Annotated in this window: 22 protein-coding genes; 10 read left to right on the top strand and 12 right to left on the bottom strand. The window is 70.3% G+C overall.

What is annotated here, in order from left to right; all coding sequences use genetic code 11:
• Positions 1-643: 643 nt before the first annotated feature.
• The 7 genes from AB0F71_RS03000 to AB0F71_RS02970 all read right to left on the bottom strand — a co-directional run bounded on the left by AB0F71_RS03000 (position 644) and on the right by AB0F71_RS02970 (position 6,092).
• A complete protein-coding gene (locus AB0F71_RS03000) occupies positions 644-1,030 on the bottom strand; it encodes a hypothetical protein (protein ID WP_360227156.1) in 387 nt (128 codons plus the stop codon).
• Positions 1,031-1,050: 20 nt separating this feature from the next.
• Complete coding sequence (locus AB0F71_RS02995) at positions 1,051-1,638, bottom strand: hypothetical protein (RefSeq protein WP_360227153.1); 588 nt, start codon at positions 1,636-1,638, stop codon at positions 1,051-1,053.
• 531 nt (positions 1,639-2,169) lie between these two features.
• A complete protein-coding gene (locus AB0F71_RS02990) occupies positions 2,170-2,934 on the bottom strand; it encodes a maleylpyruvate isomerase family mycothiol-dependent enzyme (protein ID WP_360227150.1) in 765 nt (254 codons plus the stop codon).
• A gap of 235 nt (positions 2,935-3,169) precedes the next feature.
• Positions 3,170-3,670 (bottom strand): N-acetyltransferase family protein, encoded by a 501-nt coding sequence (locus AB0F71_RS02985; RefSeq protein WP_360227147.1) that lies wholly within the window; start codon positions 3,668-3,670, stop codon positions 3,170-3,172.
• Positions 3,667-4,104 (bottom strand): arsenate reductase ArsC, encoded by a 438-nt coding sequence (locus tag AB0F71_RS02980; protein ID WP_360227144.1) that lies wholly within the window; start codon positions 4,102-4,104, stop codon positions 3,667-3,669. The genes AB0F71_RS02985 and AB0F71_RS02980 overlap by 4 nt, the downstream gene beginning before the upstream one ends.
• Before the next feature lie 97 nt (positions 4,105-4,201).
• Positions 4,202-4,513, bottom strand: coding sequence for a metalloregulator ArsR/SmtB family transcription factor (locus tag AB0F71_RS02975; RefSeq protein WP_360227701.1), 312 nt, complete (start codon positions 4,511-4,513; stop codon positions 4,202-4,204).
• 178 nt (positions 4,514-4,691) lie between these two features.
• Positions 4,692-6,092 (bottom strand): serine hydrolase domain-containing protein, encoded by a 1,401-nt coding sequence (locus AB0F71_RS02970; protein ID WP_360227141.1) that lies wholly within the window; start codon positions 6,090-6,092, stop codon positions 4,692-4,694.
• 560 nt (positions 6,093-6,652) lie between these two features.
• On the opposite strand from AB0F71_RS02970, the gene AB0F71_RS02965 reads away from it, so the two are divergent.
• The 3 genes from AB0F71_RS02965 to AB0F71_RS02955 are packed head-to-tail and all read left to right on the top strand — an operon-like array spanning position 6,653 to position 9,437.
• Positions 6,653-8,284, top strand: a complete 1,632-nt coding sequence (locus AB0F71_RS02965; RefSeq protein ID WP_360227138.1) for a hypothetical protein — start codon at positions 6,653-6,655, stop codon at positions 8,282-8,284.
• Complete coding sequence (locus AB0F71_RS02960; protein WP_360227135.1) at positions 8,281-8,841, top strand: hypothetical protein; 561 nt, start codon at positions 8,281-8,283, stop codon at positions 8,839-8,841. Before AB0F71_RS02965 ends, AB0F71_RS02960 begins: the two co-directional genes overlap by 4 nt.
• Before the next feature lie 5 nt (positions 8,842-8,846).
• Positions 8,847-9,437 (top strand): hypothetical protein, encoded by a 591-nt coding sequence (locus AB0F71_RS02955; RefSeq protein WP_360227133.1) that lies wholly within the window; start codon positions 8,847-8,849, stop codon positions 9,435-9,437.
• Between the two features lie 291 nt (positions 9,438-9,728).
• On the opposite strand, the gene AB0F71_RS02950 is transcribed toward AB0F71_RS02955, so the two are convergent.
• From AB0F71_RS02950 to AB0F71_RS02930, 5 genes are all read right to left on the bottom strand, one after another.
• On the bottom strand, positions 9,729-11,738 hold the full coding sequence (locus AB0F71_RS02950; RefSeq protein WP_360227130.1) for an FG-GAP-like repeat-containing protein: 2,010 nt from the start codon (positions 11,736-11,738) through the stop codon (positions 9,729-9,731).
• A gap of 194 nt (positions 11,739-11,932) precedes the next feature.
• On the bottom strand, positions 11,933-13,045 hold the full coding sequence (locus tag AB0F71_RS02945; RefSeq protein WP_360227127.1) for a transglycosylase family protein: 1,113 nt from the start codon (positions 13,043-13,045) through the stop codon (positions 11,933-11,935).
• A gap of 100 nt (positions 13,046-13,145) precedes the next feature.
• The gene (locus AB0F71_RS02940) at positions 13,146-14,408 is read right to left on the bottom strand and encodes an FG-GAP-like repeat-containing protein (RefSeq protein WP_360227124.1); all 1,263 of its coding nucleotides are present in this window, start codon (positions 14,406-14,408) and stop codon (positions 13,146-13,148) included.
• A 186-nt stretch (positions 14,409-14,594) separates the two neighbouring features.
• Positions 14,595-14,870, bottom strand: coding sequence for a hypothetical protein (locus tag AB0F71_RS02935; RefSeq protein WP_360227121.1), 276 nt, complete (start codon positions 14,868-14,870; stop codon positions 14,595-14,597).
• A gap of 6 nt (positions 14,871-14,876) precedes the next feature.
• Positions 14,877-15,125, bottom strand: a complete 249-nt coding sequence (locus AB0F71_RS02930; protein ID WP_360227118.1) for a hypothetical protein — start codon at positions 15,123-15,125, stop codon at positions 14,877-14,879.
• A 290-nt stretch (positions 15,126-15,415) separates the two neighbouring features.
• Here AB0F71_RS02930 and AB0F71_RS02925 point away from each other — a divergent pair, with 290 nt between their 5' ends.
• The 7 genes from AB0F71_RS02925 to AB0F71_RS02895 all read left to right on the top strand — a co-directional run bounded on the left by AB0F71_RS02925 (position 15,416) and on the right by AB0F71_RS02895 (position 21,223).
• The gene (locus AB0F71_RS02925) at positions 15,416-16,405 is read left to right on the top strand and encodes a helix-turn-helix transcriptional regulator (RefSeq protein WP_360227115.1); all 990 of its coding nucleotides are present in this window, start codon (positions 15,416-15,418) and stop codon (positions 16,403-16,405) included.
• 741 nt (positions 16,406-17,146) lie between these two features.
• Positions 17,147-17,881, top strand: a complete 735-nt coding sequence (locus AB0F71_RS02920; RefSeq protein ID WP_360227112.1) for a Crp/Fnr family transcriptional regulator — start codon at positions 17,147-17,149, stop codon at positions 17,879-17,881.
• Positions 17,882-17,996: 115 nt separating this feature from the next.
• Entirely contained in the window at positions 17,997-18,788 is a 792-nt protein-coding gene (locus tag AB0F71_RS02915) for a hypothetical protein (RefSeq protein WP_360227109.1), read from the top strand.
• Positions 18,785-19,072, top strand: coding sequence for a hypothetical protein (locus tag AB0F71_RS02910; protein ID WP_360227106.1), 288 nt, complete (start codon positions 18,785-18,787; stop codon positions 19,070-19,072). The genes AB0F71_RS02915 and AB0F71_RS02910 overlap by 4 nt, the downstream gene beginning before the upstream one ends.
• On the top strand, positions 19,063-19,809 hold the full coding sequence (locus AB0F71_RS02905) for a hypothetical protein (RefSeq protein ID WP_360227103.1): 747 nt from the start codon (positions 19,063-19,065) through the stop codon (positions 19,807-19,809). Before AB0F71_RS02910 ends, AB0F71_RS02905 begins: the two co-directional genes overlap by 10 nt.
• Positions 19,806-20,114: a helix-turn-helix domain-containing protein gene (locus AB0F71_RS02900; RefSeq protein ID WP_360227100.1), complete on the top strand. Its 309-nt coding sequence runs from the start codon at positions 19,806-19,808 to the stop codon at positions 20,112-20,114. The genes AB0F71_RS02905 and AB0F71_RS02900 overlap by 4 nt, the downstream gene beginning before the upstream one ends.
• Positions 20,111-21,223, top strand: a complete 1,113-nt coding sequence (locus AB0F71_RS02895; RefSeq protein ID WP_360227097.1) for a hypothetical protein — start codon at positions 20,111-20,113, stop codon at positions 21,221-21,223. The genes AB0F71_RS02900 and AB0F71_RS02895 overlap by 4 nt, the downstream gene beginning before the upstream one ends.
• Positions 21,224-21,257 lie beyond the last annotated feature (34 nt).

Here is a 21,257-nt window from a genome sequence, read left to right as displayed (position 1 = left end):
GGCGGCCCCGCGCTGGGGGCCCGGGCCGGCGCCCCCGCACGGGCTCTCCCGACCGGCCGGGCCGGTGCGGTGCGGCCGGAGTACCGTGGGAAGTCGGGGCCCAGTGCCGGCAGGCCACGAAACCGGGGACGGACCTGTTGCGCCCGGAGACCTAACGCCGGGTACCGCGACGCCCGTCGGGCACCGCGACGTCGGGCTCTGCGGGCAGACAGGAAGGCGGGACGGAGAGATGTCCGTCTACGTGAAACTCTCGGCCGACACCCGGGCACCGGCGGAGCCCTCGAAGGGGCCGTTGGACATGCAGTACGAGGACGGTGCGGACGGCGTCACCTTCGAGTACGACCTGCATCCGAGCGGTGCGCTGCGCGTCCTGCGGGTCTTCGAGGACACGCCGTACCGGATCGAGGTCTGCTTCGGTCCCGGGGCGTGGCTCCAGGTCGCGGGCAGCTACCTGCGAAGTGGCGCCGAGTACTGACGGGTTATGCGGGTACCGGCCAGGAGGTGGCCCGGCTGCGCGCGACTTCCGCCCGCCTTTCGGCCCCTACCGGCGCCGTCGGAGGGGACTGCGGCCCCGGTGCCCTGCCGCCCGCCAGGATTCAGCGCCGTGCACGCCGAGCGCTGAATCCTGGCGGGTGTCGCCCCGTCAGTCGCTCGCCAGGGGCGCGAACATCAGGTCATAGCCGAACTCGTCGTTGCCGGCCATGAACATGAGTCGCACGGTCAGTGATCCCGCCTCCGATGGCAGGCCGGGCCGTCCCGAGATGGTCCCCGAGGTCCGGCTGCCGTCCGGGCTGAGGCCGTGGGCGCCGCCGACGTCGTCGTAGCGGTTTCCGAGGTCGTCGACGGCTTCCAGCCACATGAACACCGGCGTACCGGACGGGGAGGCGGTTTCGAGGTCGTCGGGCAGCGGCGGCGTGATCGAGTAGTCCAGGGTGAAGGACTCCTCGGACCTCGACAGCGAATGGACCGTCAGTTCGTGGCGGCCGGACATGATGGAGATCCGCCGGACCGCACCGCTGTTGTCGCTCATGGCCGCCGTCTCCCGGGGTGTCAGGCGCTGCCGGGCCTCGGGACCCGGCAGGTGATGTAGCGGTCGGCCGCCGTGCCGGGCTTCGACCCCTTGAGGAACCAGTAGAACGTGACCTTGTCGCCGGTCTGGATGCTGCCGCCGCCACCACCGATGAACTGGAAGCGGTTGAGACTGCCGTGGTAGTTGTACCAGTTGGGCTCGGTGTGCGGGTGGTACGGCGGGTTGACGGCCTTGCCGTTGACGTACGAGAACGGCATCGTCACGGTCACCACCGGGCCGAGTGCGGACTTGGCCGCGTTGGAAAGCTTGAAGCTCCATGCGAGCGTTCCGCCCGAGGCGCGCTGGAACTGCACCGTTGAGACGGGATGCGTCCACGTGCCGCTGCACATCGTGTTGGCCGGAGTCCGCGCGTGCACCACAGCCGCCCGGGCCGCCTCGACCTCCACATCCGGGTCGGACACGCCCGGGTCGGACACGCCCGGTGCGGCGGGCACGGAGTCATCGGAACCGTCGAGTACGTCGGGCGTGAGGTCGTCGAACATCACCGGATCGTCGGGCGCCACCTCCGCGCCCGGTCCACTTCCGTCGGACGGGTCCGGCACGGTCACGGCAGTGAGGAACCCACCGCCGTTGGCGTCATCGGACGCGTCCGCCGCTTCGGCCGGTACTGCGCCGGTGACGACGAGAAGGCCTGCAGTCGCCGCGCTGACCAGCAGGGCGGCGATCCTGTACCCGGTACGAGATGACACGGAACTTCCTCTGCTGCTGCGGGCCGCCGCAGAACGGGGCCGGTCAGGGTGGCGGCGCTGTGGCCAGTGCCATGGAGGTACTGCGCGGCCGGACGAGGCTGGACACCACCCCCCCTTCGACGCGCTGATGCCAGGTCAGTCTGCGTGAAGAACCATGAGGTTTGCATGAGGCGGATTCCCCTTGCGCACAACGGACATGGGGCAGACGCAGCCGGATCGGTCGCGGGCGAGGAGCCACCACGGGACGACGAAGGCCAGGACCGTCGAGACGGTCCTGGCCTTCGTTTCGCCCTGGCGGGCGGAGGCGGAGGATACGAGCTTGGAACTCGTGCGGGGTTGCCCCCCAAGTAGGCCCGGTCTAAGGACCTTCTCCGGGAATGCTCTGCAGCCTCAGCCCCCGTTCTGCAGCCGCTGGAGCAGGTCGGCGTCGCCCTCCATCCGCAGCGAGTCGTTCGGGATGCGCATGTACATGAGCAGGGCCATCTCGCTCGGCGTGCCGTAGATGGCGGCGGTGGGCTTGTTCTCGGCGGCCTCCGCCGCGGTGAGACGGGTGAAGCGGGAACCGGCGGCGTCCACCGTCTGGCGCCAGGAGCCGGCCTCGGCCGCGTGGTAGTCCATGGTGGCGGGCTCGCCCGGCCACGGGACCGTGACGGTGCAGACGGTGGCGAGGAACTCCTCGATGGCGTCGACCGCCTCGGTCGTCGGCAGCTTCTGCGGGGTACCGGAGGCCAGCTGGGCGTCGTAGGTGTGGATCATCGACTCCGGGACGCGGCGGCGGGCCACGGCGGCCACCGTGTGCGGCGAGGCCAGCGGCTCCCACCAGGCCCAGCAGCCCCGGTCCGGGCCGGCCTCGCGCAGAGCGGTGAGCAGCTGCTCCGTCGAGTCGGCCAGCCAGGCTATGAGGGCCTCGCGCTCCCTGGGCGCCGCCAGCCCGTCCTTGCTCGGCCGCTCGTCGCCCGGCGCGGTGTTCAGCACGATGTGGGCCCAGAAGCGGTCCCCTTCGCTGAGATGGTTCGCCAGGTCGTACAGCGTCCAGCCCGGGCAGGACGGGACGTCGGCGTCGAGGCTGGGGGCGGCGGCGACGGCCGCGCGGAACGCGGCGGACCGCTCGTCAATCATCCGCAGCAGGGTGGGGAAGTGGAGTTGCTCAGTCACGCAGACCTTGTATCACCCGGACCGGAACGCTCGCACTCGATTTGTCGGTCCGCTCCTCGCCGTCCAAGTGCGCCATCGCGTAGTCGTACGCCTCCGGGTGCCGGGCCGGCCGCCCCATCACCCAGGCGGTACGCGCAGCTGTCCCAGCCCCGCGACTGCCGCGGTGGCGGAGGCGGCCTGCCTGGGCGGGCAGGTCCGCAGGCGGCCCATGTCCCGGTCCCAAACGGCGTCCTGGTCAGTCGACGCTGGGGCTGCGACGTTCGACGAGGGTGACGTCCCGCCAGATGCCGCGGTGGCGGCCGATGCGTTCGCGAGTGCCGATGACGCGGAAGCCGGCGCGGGCGTGGAGGGCCAGGCTGGCGGTGTTCTCGGGGAAGATGCCGGACTGGATGGTCCAGATCCCGGCGGCCTCGGTCGAGGCGATCAGTGCGTCGAGGAGCGCGGCGCCGACTCCTCGCCCGCGCGCGCCGGGGTGGACGTAGACGGAGTGCTCGACGACGCCCGCGTACGCGCACCGGTCGGAGACGGCGGCGACGGCGGCCCAGCCGAGGACCCGGTTGTCGGTGTCGAGGGCGACCAGGCGGTGGTCAGGAAGCTTGGCGTTGTCGAAGGAGGCCCAGGTCGGGGCGGCGGTCTCGAAGGTGGCGTTGCCCTCGTCGATGCCATGTCGGTAGATGGCCAGGACCTGGTCGGCGTGCTCGGGCGCCATGCCGGCGACGCGTACGGCCCCGCTCATCCGGCGGTCTCGACGCCGAGGTCGGTGAGCAGGCCGCGGATGCGCCGCTCGATCTCGTCGCGGATCGGGCGGACGGCGTCGACGCCCTGGCCGGCCGGGTCGTCGAGCTTCCAGTCCAGGTACCGCTTGCCGGGGAAGTACGGGCAGGCGTCGCCGCACCCCATGGTGATCACCACGTCGGACGCCTGGACGGCCTCGGTGGTGAGCACCTTCGGGGTCTCGGCGGAGATGTCGATCCCGACCTCGGCCAGGGCCTCGACCACGGCCGGGTTCACGGTGTCGGCCGGGGCGGAGCCGGCCGAGCGGACCTCGACCCGGTCGCCGCCGAGGCGGGTGAGGAAGGCGGCGGCCATCTGGGAACGGCCGGCGTTGTGCACGCAGACGAACAGCACGGACGGGACGGACGGGACGGCGGGAACGGCGGGAGTGCTCACGAGGGGCCCTTCGGGCGTACGGGGCAAGGGCGGTGGGGTCAGCGGGCGGCCGGGGCCGGACGGCGGTCACCGTCGCCCGGGGCCGACGACACCCCGGTCATCCGGACTCCCCGGTGGGGGCCTGGAGCAGCGCGGACAGCTTGGCCAGCGCGGCGGGCAGCACCCAGTAGTAGACCCACGTCCCCCGGCGCTCGGAACCGACCAGCCCGGCCTCGCGCAGCACCTTGAGGTGGTGCGAGATCGTCGGCTGGGACACGTCGAACGGCCCGGTCAGGTCACAGACGCAGGCCTCGCCGCCCTCGTGCGAGGCGATCAACGACAGCAGCCGCAGCCGCACCGGGTCCGACAGTGCCTTGAACATCTTCGCCAGGTCGACGGCGGCCGCCTCACCCAACGGCTCGCGGACCATCGGCGAGCAGCACGCGACCGCCGCCTCGTCCTGGTCGAGCACCTTCGGCTCCAGATTCGACATGCGTCTATGTTGACGCCCATCTAATCCGGCGGCAAGCTCACCTGTATCGACAGTCGTCGAAACAAGTACCCGGATCGGGGAGGACCGCCATGTCCCGTGTTCGGCCGCGGTCGGGCTACCGGTCTGCCGGGGCCCGGGTGAAGAGGCGGCCGGCGAGGTCGGCTCCGGTGATCGTGCCGGTGTCGTCGCGGGTGAAGAAGCCGCGCTGTCCCGTGAGGCCGCCGCTGGTGACGATGTACCCGTCTCCGTTGCCCGGCAGCAGGCCGAGGGCGGCCGGGGGCAGGTCCGCGGGCAGTTCGGTGTCGGCCGCCGCACGGATCTCCGGCTTGATGGTGCAGGCGATCGTCAGCCCGGCGCCGTCGACGGCGATGGTGAGCGCCATCACGTCATTCTCGTAGGTGCCGGCGACCTTCCGGGCCCGGGCCTCGTCGAAGGGCAGGGGCTCCGGGTCCCGCTCGACCAGCCCCAGGTGGTGTTCGAGCGCCCACCGGAGGGCGGCCCGGTTGAAGGCGAGGCCGCTGTCGGGCCCTGCGTTCGACAGGGCGACGACGGCGAAGTCGCGTTCCGGGACGATGAGGAGTTCGGCGAACTGGCCGTTGGTGGAGCCGCCGTGGCCCACGGTCGGCACGCCGTCCACGTCGCGCAGGAACCAGCAGATGCCGAAGGCGTCGCCGAGCGTACTGCCGTGCAGTTCTACGGTCTGCCGCCGCATTCGCCGCAGGGCCTCGGCGGGCAGGACCTGGGTGCCGTCCTGGGCGCGGCCGTCACCGAGGTGGAAGCGGGCCCAGCGGAGCAGGTCCGCCACCGAGGACGCGCCGCCCCCGCCGGGGTTGTTGGCGCGGGTGTCCTTCCACTTCCGCGCGACGGCGGGTGTGCTGTCCTCGCCCACGGTGTGTCCGACGGCGAAGCGCCGGGTCATGACGTCGTTGACCGCGAAGGAGGTGTGCGACAGCCCGAGCGGCTCGAACAGAAGCGAGGTGACGGCCTGTTCGTAGGTCCGGCCGGTGACCTTCTCGATGATCCGCCCGGCCAGGTTGAACGCCATCTGGCTGTAGGAAGCCCGGGCGCCGGGCGGCGCGATCGGCTGCGACTCGGACATCTTCGCCACGTACGCGGCCAGGGCGTCGTCGCCCTCGCCGGTGTCGACGTTCATCCGCCAGTCCAGCCCGGCGGTGTGGTTGAGCAGGTTGAGGACCGTGATCTCGGCTGCGGTCCGCTCGTCCCGAAGCACCAGCTCGGGCACGTAGCGGCGCACCGGCGCGTCCAGCTCGACGCGCCCCTCGGCGACCAGGCGCATCAGCACGGTCGCCGTGAACGTCTTGGAGACCGAGCCCAGGACGAACAGCGTCCGCTCGTCGACGGGCAGCGGGTTGTCGACGCTCGTCACGCCGTGGCAGGCGTAGATCTCCCTCCCGCCGGCCCATACCCCGACGGCGACGCCGGGCAGGCCGTACTCCTTGGCCGTCGCCTCGACGAACGCGGCCAGCGACTCCTGCGACTCCTGCGACTGCGACATGGCACTTCCCCCTTCTCCCTCGCGCGCGACACCCCGATGGTCGTGGCGCCCCGCGCTGAACTGAACCGTGATCAAGTGCGCTCTACAGCAGGACATCTACGGTCAAGAAAGCCGCCGGCTCGTCAGGTGGGCCGTGAGCGACTCGCCGAAGCTACCGCCCGAACCCCACTTGGACAAGTGTCTTGCACAAACGTCTTACACGAGCGTACTGTCAGTGCCGGTTCAGACCCGACGCGGGGGGCTTCCCCACGAAGAACACGAACGGCCTGCTCGAAGGCATGGCGAGCGCCCCCGACTTCTCCTTCGACTCGCTCAGCCAGGTGCACATGGACCGCTGGTCCCAGGGGCGCGTGGGAACGCCCTCCTCGATGTTGTGCCCTGGGGTGACCTGTATCTGCCGAGGTGAGCAACTGGCTTTGTCAGGAGGCCTGTTGGAGTTCTGGAGTACTGGTTGTTGTTTCCTCGGTTCCCTTCCAGGCCAAGAGGACGGGCGCCATACTGTCTACCGAGACTCGCCCACAGACCTTTCCTCGTTGGGCAGTTCAAGCATCGGGGGATGCATGACCACCTCCAGCAGGTTTGTTTCTCTGTCGTCGGCCACCGAGCCGCAGCACGCCCGCAGCGAGGCCACCCGGCTGCTCTGCGCGGGGGTCTACTTCGACGGGGTGTTCCGTCAGCGCGTCATCGAGCAGTTGGTGGAGCACGAGGAGCGGCCAGTGGCTCCCTCGCTCGGGATCGACGCTTTGCAGGTACTCGCACACGCGCATCGGTCCCGCCGCCAGGAGGCGCAGGCCGCGCTGTACCTCCTGGTGATCTGGGTGGGGTTCATCGTGTTGGGGTTGTTCGGGATCGGGTCGGAGAAGGTACTGGCGCCCGTCCCCTGGTTCGCCGCCTACATTTCGGTCTGCGTGATGTCGTGGGTGGAGCAAGGCAGCCCGATCGCGATCTTCGTTCTCGGCCGTTCGGTCATCAAGGAAGCCACTCGCGGCAGGCTGAAGCTAGTGCTGCCGCTCCTGCGGGTCTCGCTGACCGTCGCATACTGGGCGCTTGCCGCCTTCGCGCTGTTCAGGGGCGTCGACGCCTGGGCGGCGCTGGTGTTCCCCGCGCTGCTGGTGCTGCCTGTGCAGGCGTACCGAGCGCAGGTGGTGTCCGTGATGCGCCTCAGCCTCAGCCGGACCGCCTACGCCACGGCACCCCGTGCGAAGTTGCCGAACAGTGCCCAGTACCAACGCATCGGTGCGGCCATCGGCCGGGAACAGCACGCCGGCATGGTGATCTACGACCCGTTCAAGCCGTTCGTCGGAGCCGGTGAACCGTACAAGCCCTGGTCGGTCGTCACGGAGCTCCGGGGCAAGGCGGGGCAGCCCGCGCAGCCCGAGGCGCTCACCGCTCGTGAGGTCATCGACCTCATCAGGCCTCGTCTCGAAGCCCTGGCCACGTCGGCCGCGGCCACCAGTCGCGACCGCCTGCGCTCGATCGAGATCGACGAAGTGGTCTACATGCCGGTCGGCCTGTCCCGGAGTCAGCTCGAGTTCCAGCCCGCCCAGATCCGGCGTCTGGTCGACGGCGCCGTCGGTGAGGGCGGCGAGGCGCGCCGGCACTTCCTGCGCATCCGGGTCGGAGCATGGGATGAGCGGATCGGTCTTTCCCTTCTGGTCCGGGTGCACACGCAGGGCGGGATGCTGGTACTGGAGGTCGTCCCGCACGTACTCGCCCCTGTCCGGCACGAGTTCAGCTCCGTGGACGTGGTCGCGGCACGTGGCACCGGTGGTCTGCTGCGCCAGGCCGTCTCCGGCCTGTTCGTCAGCCCGGCGGCGAACCCCGCCGCCCTGGTTTCGCTGCTGGCCACCACGGTCTCACTCCTCCGGGTCTGGCTGACCATGCCGCACCGGGCACCGCTCGACGCTCCCGCCGCGTCGGTGCGGGAGTTGGGCAGCGTGAGTGACCTGTCGTTGTTCCAGGAGATGGACATTAGCCGGTACGTGCGGACGCTGCAGGACCGGATCGCCAGCGGGGTGGAGGACGCCCTGCGTCAGAAGGGCTACGAGACAGGCGAGTTCCAGCAGTACATCATCAACGTGAGTGGGGGCGGGGTGTTCATCGGAGGTATGAGCGGAGGCGCGGTCGCGTTGGGCAAGTGGGCCTCGGCGCGTCACATGAGTGCCACGGACATGAAGGGGAACATGCCATGACGTCGGCTTCCCGCGATGAGGAGAATGCGGAGGGGACCGATCCGGCGTCGCCTTCGCAGGGGGCGGTAGGCGGCATCAGCATCGGTGTGCTGACCGGCGGAGCCGTGGCCGCTGGGCCGTCGGCACGCGCCGATGACCGGTCGGATCGCTCCGGGCAGCCGGCGCAGCCGCCGGGCGGCCACTGGCCGCCCATGGCGCCGCCGAGTGCTCCCGGCGGCATCAGCATCTCCGTGATGACCGGAGGCGCGGTGGCTTCGGGGGCGGAGGCCCAGGCGCTCGACCACTCGGTCCAACGGATCGAAGCGTCCCCCGAGTTGCTGGCCGCCGTGCGGGTCCTGCGTGAGCAACTGCGGTCTGTGGGTACCGGAGCGGAGACGTCGGAGCTAGGTGCTCAGCTCGACGAGGCCGAGGAGGAGATCGCCACGACGGGTCTGGTGCGGCGTGACCGGCTCCAGCGGCTGCGCGAGCGGCTCGAGCTCGGCGCGAGCACGGTGGCAGGGCTCTCCTCGGCTGCGGCCCTCGTGCAGCAGATCGCCCAGCTGAGCGGGCTGGGGTAGCCACTATGGGGCAGTGGGACGAGGACCAGCAGCACTGGGCGGAGCCGCTTCCTCCGGGCGAGCCGCCCCCCGGAGGGGCCTTCCTGCGGCTGCTGATCGTGATCACGGTCGGGCTCCTTCTCACCGCCGGGGCCGGGGTCGGACTCTGGGCGTTGTCGCGCTCCCAGGATCGGCAGCCGCCGGTCTCCGTGCCGACCGCGCCGAACGTCCTCCCGCCGGTCACGACCTCGCCGCCGGACACGATCACGCCGGCGTTCCCGACCGAGGTGGCGGTCACCCCGTCCACTCCTTCGCCGTCGCTCCTGGGCCCGCGCGCGGTGGTGGAGCGGTACTACCAGGACCTGAACTCCAGGGACTACCTCGACGCCTGGAACCTTGGCGGCAGCAACATCGCCCAGGTCTCGTACGACCGGTGGGTTGGCGGCTTCTCCACCACCACGGAGATCGACGCGGCCGCCTCGGACGACGCCACGGTGCCGGGCATGGTGAACGTCTTCATCCGAGCCGTCCAGAGCGACGGCACGGTGAAATGGTTCGGTGGCACCTACACCGTCACCGGCGGGGTGATCACCGGCGCGCACATCACCCAGCAGTGATCACGAAGAGTCGACTGGACGAACAGCGTCGGCACCGATGACCGATTACCGGTCACGCCCCACTGCATGCTCGACCTGCTCCATATGCGCCTGGAGCGCCTCGGCCCTGCCCTGCAAACGTTCACAGTCGCAGCACTTGGCAGTGGCGCTGGGACCGGCGGAGGGGTGTCACGCGGGTTCCAGTGCCGGCGGCGCCGAAACCGTGGATGGCATCGGCGCCGCCGAACTCGTTCAGGGCCTTGAACGCCGCGCTCTTGCAGGGCCCCGAGGCCTCACCGGGAGGGAGGCTGCCTACCAGCCGCCGGTGAGTCGTAGCGGGCGGGTGAAGGAGGCGTTGCCGACGTTGTCCCACTCGTCGAGATCGCCTGTGCTGTCGTTGCGGGCGATGAGGTCGGCGGCGCCGGTGCCACGGAACCTGCCGGCGGTGGTCTGGGAGAACGGGGCCCAGCCGGCGGTGACCGCCGTCCTCGCGCCGAAGGTGCCGTCGCCGTTGCCGGGCCAGCGGTAGAGCGTGCCGGTGGAGTCGTCGCGGGCGATGAGGTCGGCGTGGCCCGTGCCGCGGAAGTCGGCGGCGGTGGTCTGGGTGAAGTTCCAGCCGCCGGTGAGCAGGATGCGGCTGCCGAAGGTGCCGTCGCCGTTGCCGGGCCAGCGGTAGAGGTTGCCGTTGGAGTCGGCCGCGATCAGGTCGGCGCGGCCTGTACCGGTGAGGTCGGCGGCGGTGGTCTGGGTGTAGTTCCAGCCGCTGGTCAGCAGCTTCTTGGTGCTGAAGGTACCGCCCGCGTTGCCGGTCCAGAGGTAGAGGTTGCCGGCGGAGTCCTTGGCGACCAGGTCGGCTATGCCGTCGCCGGTGAGGTCGGCGGCGGTGGTCTGGGTGAAGTTCCAGCCGCCGGTGAGCAGGATGCGGCTGCCGAAGGTGCCATCGCCGTTGCCGGGCCAGCGGTAGAGGTTGCCGGAGGTGTCCCGGGCGATGAGGTCGGTATGTCCGGTGCCCCGGAAGTCGCCGGCCACCTGCTGCGAGAAGTTCAGGGGGACGGAGGACGCCGCCGGCGGGGCGGCGATGGTGTTCGCCAGGACCTGGTTGCCGTTGTCGTTGAGATGCAGCTGGTCGTCACCCCGGTTGTAGTACCCGGCGAAGAGGCGGCCGGGTGCCAGCGGATCGCGGGTGGCCTGGTCGAAGTCGAGGTAGTGGTCGATGTCGGAGGTGCTGCGGATGTAGGCGTTGACGCACTGCCGGACGTTGTCCTTGGCCGCCGAGTACATGCTGTTGCCCTCGAAGGGCGGGATGGTGGCGACGCTGAAGCTGAGGCCCTTGGCGTGTGCCCGGGCGGACAGTTGCTGGATCCCGGCTTCCAGGGCGGCGTCCGTCGCGCCGTCGAGCGATATGTCGTTGATGCCCTCGTAGAGGATCACGGAGCGGGCGTTGGGCTGGGCCAGTACGTCGCGGTCGAACCGGGTGAGGGCGCTGGCCCCGTAGCCGGGCTTCTGCCCGGGCGCATCGGTGAGCAGGCGGTTGCCCGAGAGCCCCTCGTTGACCACGCCCATCGGGTTCGGCTGGGCCTGGAGTGCCCTGCCGTAGTCGTCGACCCAGCGGCGGTTGGTGTCGGCCGTGGTGTGGCCTTCGTCGGTCTGCGAGTCCCCGATGGCCACGACCGTTCCGCCGCCGCCTGCCGTGACGTCGAGTCCGCTCAGGTAGGCCCAGTGGTAGTAGGAGGTGGTGAAGCCGGTGCTGCCGGCCCCTGCGGCGTGGTCGGTGCTGTCGCCGGGTGCGCTGGTGTACGAGGTGGTGAGGGCGTCCGGGTGGTAGGGCGCAGAACTGACCGGATCCGGCAGGTAGATACTGACCAGGAGGTTCTCGTCGGCGGTGACCGGGAAAGCGGCCTGGTCGCTGTAGACGTCACCACCCGCCGGGATGACGGTCTGTTGGCCGCCGCCGAAGGTCAACGTGACGGGCGTGGCCGCCGGGGTCGCGCCCGAGCCCTGGACGGCGATCGTCGCGTGGCCGATGGTGACCGGAGCCGAGCTGAAGGTGTTCGCCAGGTGGATCCGGGCGCTGTTGCCCGCGATGCTGCTGTGCACGACCATCCGCAGGGTCTGCTGGCCTGAAACGCCGGACTGCGCGGCCGGTCCGGCGTTGCTCAGGGCGGTGCCCCAGCTGCCCGTCCACGGCGAAGTCGCCGGGCTGGGGCGGCTGGTGGCCGCCAGCGGCGTCGGGTAGGCCGCGCAGCCGGTGGTGTCGGCGAGTGCCGGGGCAGCGGCCGCGAGAGGGGCCGTGACGAGTCCACAGCACAGCGCCGTGGCCACTGCTGCTGCTCGACCTACCGCGGTGCGTGGACGTTTCTGCGTGGCTCTGCTGCCGCGTTTCATCGGCCTGACTCCTTCGTGCTGGGCCCGCTGCTGGGCCTGCTGTTGGGCCCGTTGCTGGGCCTGGTGTTGGTCCTGGTGCCGGGCGTGCTGGTCCGGGTCGTGCCGCGCCTGCCGGCCGGTGGTGAGGGCGACTACCAGCCGGTGGTGAGGGCGACGGGGGCGGCGAAGTGGCCGGTGCCGTTGCCGGCCCAGCGGTAGAGGGTGCCGGTGGTGTCGTCGCGGGCGACGAGGTCGGCGTGGCCGCTGCCGGTGAAGTCACCTGCAGTGGTCTGGCTGTAGCTCCAGCCGTCGGTGAGCTTGACGGGTGCGCTGAACGTGCCGCCGGCGTTGCCGGTCCAGAGGTAGAGGTTGCCGGCGGAGTCCTTGGCGACCAGGTCGGCTATGCCGTCGCCGGTGAAGTCGGCGGCGGTGGTCTGGGTGTAGTTCCAGCCGCTGGTCAGGAGCTTCTTGGCGCCGAAGGTGCCGTCGCCGTTGCCGGGCCACTGGTAGAGGTTGCCGGTGGAGTCCCGGGCGATGAGGTCGGCGTGTCCGGTGCCCCGGAAGTTGCCGGCCACCATCTGGGTGTAGTTCCAGCCGCCGGTCAGCAGCTTCTTGGTGCTGAACGTGCCGCCGGCGTTGCCGGTCCAGAGGTAGAGGTTGCCGGAGGCGTCGTTGGCGACGAGGTCGGTGAGTCCGTCGCCGGTGAAGTCGGCGGTGGCGGTCTGGGTGTAGTTCCAGCCGCTGGTGAGCTGCTTCTTGGTGCTGAAGCCCGCGCCCTTGTTGCCCGTCCAGACGAAGAGGTTGCCTGCGGAGTCCTTGGCGAACAGGTCGGAGACCTTGTCGCCGTTGTAGTCCCCGGCTGTTGTCGAGGAGTAGTTCAGCGTCGTCGACGGGAACGGGCTCTGCTTGTCCGTGCCGAGGCCGTTCGAGGCGCCGCACTGCGGCCATGCGGCGGGGCCCTGTGCGGCCAGGACCTTTTCGGCGATCATGATCTGCTGGTTCTCGGTGGCCTGGTGGGGATAGGCGGCGTACTGCTGGCCCCCGTAGGCGTTCCAGGTGCTGAGGTCGAACTGCAGGCCGCCGTAGTAGCCGTTGCCGGTGTTGATGCTCCAGTCACCGCTGCTCTCGCACTGGGCGACCTTCTCCCAGGTGCTGACGGAGGCGGCGGCGGCGCTGCCGGCGCCGGCCAGCGAGGCGACCAGGGCGGTGCAGGCGGCGGCGGCCAGGGCCAGGGCGTGACGGTTCTTACGGTTGGTGAGGCGCATGGGACTTCCGATCGTGGTGAGGGCGTGAGGGGGAGTCGGGCAGCCGGTGTCCCGCACGGGGCGTCAGTGCGGGACACCGGAGTGAGCGGCGGGGCAGGTGCTACCAGCCGGTGGTGACCTGGACCTTGGCCGCGAAGCCGCCGCTGCCGTTGCCGGCCCAGCGGTAGAGGGTGCCGGTGGTGTCGTCGCGGGCGATCAGGTCGGCGTGGCCGCTGCCGGTGAAGTCACCCGCGGTGGTCTGGGTGAAGTCCCAGCCGCTGGTCAGCAGCTTCTTGGTGCTGAACGTGCCGCCGGCGTTGCCGCTCCAGAGGTAGAGGTTGCCGGAGGAGTCCCGGGCGACCAGGTCGGCTATGCCGTCGCCGGTGAAGTCGGCGGCCGTGGTCTGGGTGTAGTTCCAGCCGCCGGTCAGCAGCTTCTTGGCGCCGAAGGTGCCGTCGCCGTTGCCGGGCCACAGGTAGAGGTTGCCGGAGGCGTCCTGGGCGATGAGGTCGGCGTGTCCGGTGCCCCGGAAGTCGCCGGCCACGGTCTGGGTGTAGTTCCAGCCGCTGGTCAGCAGCTTCTTGGTGCTGAACGTGCCGCCGGCGTTGCCGCTCCAGAGGTAGAGGTTGCCGGAGGAGTCCCGGGCGACCAGGTCGGCCATGCCGTCGCCGGTGAAGTCCGCGGTGGCGGTCTGGGTGAAGTTCCAGCCGCTGGTGAGCTGCTTCTTCGTGCTGAAGCCCGCGCCCTTGTTGCCCGTCCAGACGGACAGGTTGCCTGCGGAGTCCTTGGCGAACAGGTCGGAGACCTTGTCGCCGTTGTAGTCCCCGGCGATCGTCTGCGAGTAGTTCAAGGTGACCGAGGGCTTCACGACCGGGCTGATGTACCCGCTGATGGTCTGGTTCCAGGGCGCGTCGCCCACCGCGTAGTGGGAGGTGCTCTCCTGCTGCACGATGCCCTGGGAGTGGCCGCTCGAGTGGCCCTCGTTGCCACCGACCACGGTGATGGAGTCGCCACTCACCGCGGTGACCAGCGCCACGTGGTCGGCGTAGTCGCTGGAGGCGTTGTAGTTGTAGACGACGGCGTCGCCCACCTGCGGGGTGCTGTGCAGGGTGCCGTAGGTCTTGCCGTAGTCGTAGACGCTGGCCGCGCTGTTGTCGATCGCGGAGAGGTGGGCGACGTCGTACTGGGACCACACCCAGCCGACGAAGTCCGCGCACCAGGCCTGGGACTGGCCGCCGGAGCCGTCGCAGCTGGTGCTCTGGCTGTTCAGCCCGGACGAGTAACCGCCGTGGGCGCAGGGCCCGTTGCCGACCTCTGCGGTCGCGGTGGCGGCGATCGAGGACGTCGTGCTCGCGTGGGCCGGGGCAACCGTCAGGCCGGTCACTGCGGTGGCGGCGGCGCGGCCAGACCGGTCTGCTTGAGGCGACGGGTGGTGGGCATGGTCATGGTCATGACATAAGTCCTTCGATGAGGTGTGGCGCGGCGGAGGCCGTGCCAGGGTGCGGTGAGTCTGCGGGGGGAGAGCTCTGCGGGAGGGCTCTGCGGGAGGGCTCTGCGGGAGGGCGGAGCCTTACCGCCCGAGCAGCGGTATGACGTACCGGGAAAAGATCTTTGACCTGGTGGCGAAGCCGAGCAGCTCGCACGCATGTGCCGCTGCCTCACTCCGGCTGCCGGCCCGGAGGAACAGGACGAGGTCGATGCCGTGCGGACCGGCACGGGCGCGGACGTGTTCCAGGCCGTGGCGCGACTGGGCGTGCGCCCACAGGGCATCGTGCACGGTGTGCGCGTCGGCTTCCTCGGAGCCCGTGCTCACCACCTGGTGCAGGGTCAGGTGGACGATGTGCACGGCAGGTCAGTCCCAACCGATGCTGTCGGCCTGCGGGCCGCCGCTGAGGGCCGAGCCGGCCGGGGTGACGTCCCAGCCGATGGAACTCGCCGTGACGCTCGCCGCCGTGGTGCTTGCCGCCGTGACGCTCGCCACCGTGACGCTTGCCACCGTGGTCTGCGCCCCGGCCGCCGTCGTCAGCGCGGCCGGTGCGGTGCCGAGGAACAGCGCGGCGGTGATGGCGGAGACCTTGAGCAGGCGGGCGGCGTTAGGCATGGCGGTACCCCTGTCGGTGAAGTGTGTGGGGAGGCGGGAGGCCTCGGAGCGGTCCTGGCGAGCGGGTTTCGTTCTCGCCGCTGTGCCGGTGATCAATATCTTGCTGCCCGGAGAGGCCCAGTGGAATGGGTTCGGCCTGGCGCCAAGGAGCCAATGGGCCTGTCACCTTGGTGCCTCCGGCCTCCGGGGTCCGCGTGGCCGGACTTGGTTGCCGCTGCTGTACCTTGCTGGAAAGGTCGCCCGCGAAGCTGGGGAACGATCTTTCAGTGGCTAGCTGGGGGGGCGCTTTCATGCTGGAAATGCTGGGGCTGGACCGGACCGTCGAGGCTGTCTACCGAGGGATGCTCACCGACCCCGAAGTCGGGGTCGCGGAGCTGTGCGCGCAGCTGGCCCTGCCGGAGAGCACGGTGCGCGAGGCGCTCGACGAACTCGCTGATCTCACGATCGCGCGGGACTCCCCCTTCCATCCGACCGGGCTGCGCGTGGTCGAGCCCCCGGTCGCACTGGAACTGATGCTCCTTCGGCAGGAGGAGGAGCTCGCCCGCCGCCACCACGAACTGGCAACGCAGAAGACGGCGATGGTCCGTGCGGTGGCCGAGTGCGCCCAACTGCGACCGGGAGTCGCCGTCGTCGGTGGCTCGGAGCGCCTGGTCGGGATGGAGGCGATCCAGGCGAAGCTGAGGGTGCTGGCCAAGGAGCTGCAGGGTGAATGCCTGGCGGTGATGCCCGGAGGCGGCCGGTCCCAGGAGAGCCTCGACGCGTCCAGGCCGCTCGACGCGGAGGCGCTGGGACGCGGTGTCGCCCTGATGACGCTCTACCAGGACAGCGTGCGCAACGACCCGGCCACCCTCGCGTACGCGCAGTGGATGACCGATGCCGGCGGACAGGTGCGTACCGCCCCGGTCCTGCCGCCTCGCATGCTGGTGTTCGACCGGCAGGTCGCCGTGCTGCCGATCGACCCCACGGACACCCGCCGTGGGGCGCTCTGCACGCGGGAGGAGGGGATCGTGGCCGCGCTGCTCGCCCTGTTCCAACAGGCCTGGGACACCGCCGTCCCGCTCGGGGCGGACCGCCAGCGCGAGACGGACACCGGCCTGAATCCCACCGAGAAGGAGCTGCTGAAGCTCCTCGCCACCGGCCTGACCGACGAGGCCGCCGGCAAGCGTCTCGGGGTCTCCTTGCGGACCGTGCGCCGCCAGATGGCCGCCCTCATGGAGCGCCTGGACGCCACCAGCCGGTTCGAGGCGGGCCTCAAGGCGGCCCAGCGCGGCTGGCTCTGAGCCAGGCCGGGCGCTCTCCCGGGGGAGCGCCCGATGTTCCCACTGATCAAGACTGTGGTGTTCGATGCCATCGGCGGGGTCCGAATCCATCGGAGAAGGAACACCTGCAACCACGGAACGACGAAGGCCCCGACCGCTGAGCGGTCGGGGCCCTCGTCTGCCCTGGCGGGCGAGTGCGGAGGATACGAGATTCGAACTCGTGAGGGGTTGCCCCCAACACGCTTTCCAATTCTCCTCGGCTCCGTTCAGCTGGGTTCACACCCGTTCTGACCTGCGGTGTAGGGATTCTCTGAGCGTCCGCTGAACCCCATTGGACGGGGACGAATGAGACCGGAAACGAGACCAAGGTTCGCCGCTACTGGAGCGGTATCGCTGGTCGGCGAGAGGTTTTCGAAGCTGGCTCCGGCAGGGTGCGGATGCCGACGACGTCGATTCCGGCGACGCGGGCCGCGGTGGTGCCTTCGTCGGCGGTCTCGTAGGCGAGGCACGTGGTCGAGGGGAGACCGAGGCGTGCGGCGGCGATGAGGTAGCCGTCGGGGGCGGGCTTGACGCGCGGGACGCGGTTTCGGGCGATCAGTGTGGTGGGGAGCCTGGCCGAACTTGTACGGACTGACCGCCCAGAGCCGACGCGCGCCCCGTGCATACGCACCACACCAGATACTCCTCGCACGCTCTTTCCGCTCGAATCCGGGCCTGATTCGGTGATCGGGAAGGCACTCGGGATCGACCACGAGGTGGGATATGGAGCGCGCGTCCCAGGGGACAGCACGGCGCGGAATCGATGATATTGGCGAGCGGCGGCCCGCCCGCTTCCTCGGCAGCCTGTCGGGGCCGGTCCGGGAGGAACTGCTGAGTATCGGTTCCCCGCAGCAGTATTCGCCAGGGGAGAAGATCCTGGTAGAAGGGGCTCCGGGCGACTACCTGGTGCTTCTGAAGAGCGGCTGCGTGAAGGTCACCGGAAGGCTCGCCAACGGGCGTGAAGCCCTGCTCGCCATCCGGGTCGGCGGCGACGTGGTCGGGGAGATGGCGGTGCTCGACGACGTGCCCAGGTCGGCCACGGTGACAGCGTGCGACGACATCGACGCACACGTGGTCCAAGGCCGAGCGATGCGGAGCTTCCTCGATAAGCGCCCGGAGGCCGCCATTCAAATCGTGCGGCTCGGCAACCGTCGCCTGCGCACCGCGAATTCCTGGCGTATCGAGTTCGGTGAGTTCCCGGTTCGAGTACGGCTGGCCCGGGTGCTCGCCAAACTTGCCGAGGACTACGGCCGCCCCGTCGGCTCGCACACCCTGATCTGCGTCGACCTTACCCAGGCCGAACTCGCGGCGTTCATCGGATCGAAGCAGAGGGCGGTGGAGAAGGCGCTGGAGGGTTTCCGTGACGAGGGGATCATCACGACCGGCTACCGCCAGAAAGCGGTGAAAAAGCTGGACCGCCTCCGGGAGATCGGACACCTGCCGCCGATCGGCCGCTGACAGGACCTGAGAACCCGCACTTGTGCGGCTCGCTCGGAGATGCTGGTTCGCCGGCCGCACAGTTGGCATCCAGCACAGCCAACTGTCCGCTCTCATCGAGCAGGTGATGGTTCACATGACGCCGCACCCGATCGTCCGGCCCTGGGACAAGCCCCGGCCGGACGTCATCCGCCGCCTTTGCCTGGCGGCGGACATAGAGCAGTACAGCCGCTTCGACACACAGGACCAGTGGGCCGCACAGGCCCAACTCGCCCGAGTACTTCGGGTGGCAGCCGAACGCAGTGGGCTGGACCATCGCAAGTGGTCCACCCAGCCGCAGGGCGACCTGGAGTTCGCAGTTCTTCCGCCCCGTACTCCCGAGCCGCTGGTGCTGGGCGAGTACGTCACCCACCTGGCGGCCGAGCTCGGCGCGTACAACGCGACCCGCCGGCCCGCCGAGCGGATGCGGCTTCGGCTTGCCATCGATACCGGCGTGGCCGCCACCGCCGCCCTGGGCTTCTCCGGCCCCGCCCCGATCGCGGTGGCCCGCTACCTGAACGCACCCGAGGTGAAGCAACTCCTGGCGGCCGAAGGGGCGGCGAACCTGGCCGTGGTGATCTCCGACCGGCTCTACCAGGACGTGGTGCGCTCGCGGTTCCACGGACTCGACCCGGATCAGTACCGCCGAATCCACGTGCAGCAGAAGGGGTTCGCCGGGTACGGCTGGGTCCGGTTGCCCGGTGTGGACCCGCAGGACGTGCGGGAGCCATGGCCGGGTACGCCGGAGGACGGGCCGAGGCCCCCGGCCCGAGCAGCGGAGCGGGAGCAGCCGAGCTTCGTGCAGCATGGCGTTCACGGCACCGCCATCCAGGGCGTGATCCACGGGTCTGTCGTCCAAGGGGCGGTGCCCGACGGGGCTGGCCGATGAGCGACGACCCGCCCGCCGGAGGCTGCACCTTCTGCCGAGCCGGCAACCGCCAGCAGGGCACCCGGGGCCTCTCCGTCCAGGGCCGGACCGGCGACGTGCACTACTACGCCGCCGCCTGCGACCACCATTCTGCCGCGAGCGCGAGGCGGCGCACGGCCGGCTTCTCGCCGGTCCCCTACGAGACGCTGCGCGAGGAGTTGCACCGGATCATCCGGGCCTGCTCGCGCATCGTGGACGACCTGCGTGACGACACCGACGACTCGGGAGGCTCACCATGGGACTGATCCCCTACAACCGGGTATTCGACGCGCTGGAGCACCGGTTCCGGCCCGCCGACCTGCCCTTCCCGATCACCGCGGCCGACGGCCCGGCCCGGCTCTCCGCCGTGGAGGCCCGGCGGGCGCTGTATGGCAGGTCGGCGGACCTGCGGCTCCGCGAGGAGATCTGGCGCGAGGCCGTCGGCGCGGCGCAGCGCGACAGCGGCGCGGCCGGACCTGACCGGCTGCTGGTGCTCTGGCTGGCCCTGCCCGCGATGCGGCGCACCCTCTACCGGATAGCGATCCGGTGGCCGATCGACCGGCGGGAGCTCGAATCCGAGTCGCTGCTCGCCCTGTTGGCAGCACTCGCGGACCTGGACCCGCAGACCCAGGAGGCGGGCCGCGCACTGCTACGCCCCTCTGTCAACCGGGTCTGGGCGTTTGCCCGGGCCCGAATCCGGGAGCGACCGGTGGCAGACATCGCGGCGCTGGCCGCCGCTCATCTCGCCGTGGAGGCGCCTGCGGAGTCGCCGGTCAGCGACTGGCAGGACGGCTGGGAGCTGCGCGTGTCGCCGCCTGTCCGGTCCGATGGCCTGTCGGCGACGGTGCGGTTCAGTGTCGCGCCGGAGCGGCTTGAGAGCTTCCGACTGGGCGAGCTGGTAGGCCACTTGGGCCTCGAAGAGATCGTGCACCGGGCGCGGCGCCCGAGCGAGGGCAGCCGAATCGGCACCCTGTCGCTGCGTCCGGTCGGAGGACGGCGATGACCCCTCGCTCCGGCACCTGGCTGTCGTTCGGCGAAGCGTTCGACCTGCCGCTGGCCGTCGACCTGCGCACTGCCGCCCGCGCGCTCGGGCTCTGCCCCGCCACCGCCTACAAGCTCATCCACCAGGGCGATTTCCCTTGCCCGGTCCTGCGCCTCGGGTGGCAGTACCGGATCCCCACCGCCGAGCTGCTTCGGGCGCTCGGGATCGAGGAGCGCCCCGTCTACCCGGCCGATCTGCGAGCCGGCGCCGACTTCGCGGAACAGCGCGATCGTGCACTGGGGTTCGAAACGGAGGACTACGCATGAGCATCGTGGCCGTCGCCGGTCCGGAGCCCGAGGAGGCGCCGATGACGACCTGCTTCGTCATCGCGCCCATCGGCAACGAGCACGCCCCGGACGGGAGTCCGGAACTCCTGGCGTTCGAGGAGAACCTGGAGATCTACGAGAAGGTGATCCTGCCCGCCTGCGCCAGGCACGGCATCGTCCCAGTCAGGGCGGACGGGATAGCAGACTCGGGCGAGATCACCGAGCAGATCTGCCGCCACGTGCTGCAGGACGACATCGTGATCGCCGACCTCACCGGGGGCAACGCCAATGTCACCTATGAGCTCGGGATCAGGCACCTGACCGGCAAGCCCATCATCCACATCGGCGAGCACGGGCAGCTGCCGTTCGACCTCTCGCTGATCCGGACGATCATGTTCAAGCGCAGCCGGAGCGGGCTGGTCAGGGCGCGGCGAGACCTGGAGACCGCGCTGAAGGGCGCCCTGGACAACCGGTTCGAGCCGCTGACCCCGGCCCGGATCCTGTTCGGGCTCCCAGCGGCGCCGGTGTCGGCTGTGGTCGAGGCGGAGCCGGACGACCCGGAGGCCCCCGGGCTGTTCGACCGGTTCGCGCGGGTGGAGGAGCAGATGGAGGCGATGGTCGAGACCACGGAGGCGATTGCCGGGTTCATGGCGGCGATCACCGAATCCGTCCTGCAGATCGGTCCCCTGATGGAGCGGGCCTCCCAGCCCGGGGCACCGATGAGCGCGTGGCTGCCGGCGATGACCGAACTGGGGAAGGTGATGGCCGAGCCGGCCTCCGGTCTCCGGGAGGCGTGTACCCGTTTCGCCGGGCAGATGGTGGAGATGGATGCGGCGGCGCAGACAGCGTTCGACGTCATGGCGGCGATGCCACCCGAGCAGCGCACCGGTTCGCCGACCGGCTTCCTGGAGCAGATGCTCAGCATCGCCGAGTCCACCCACGAGGTGCTCGGCGTGCTCGGCGAGATCGAGGTCGGCATGCGGTGGATGGCGAAGATGAGCCGGGAGCTGCGGGTGCCCGGCCGGGACATCTCGGCCGCGGTCAAGCAGGTCAGTGGCGCGATGACCCGGATCGCGGACTGGGAGCGCCGGGCCCGCGCGCTGATCTGACCGCGCGGCGGGTGTCCCGGCCGGGCACCCGCAG

It is taken from the genome of Kitasatospora sp. NPDC028055, assembly GCF_040637885.1.
Taxonomy (GTDB): domain Bacteria; phylum Actinomycetota; class Actinomycetes; order Streptomycetales; family Streptomycetaceae; genus Kitasatospora.
Note: the sequence above shows the minus strand (reverse complement) of the source record. Positions and strands in the feature narration are given on the sequence as shown.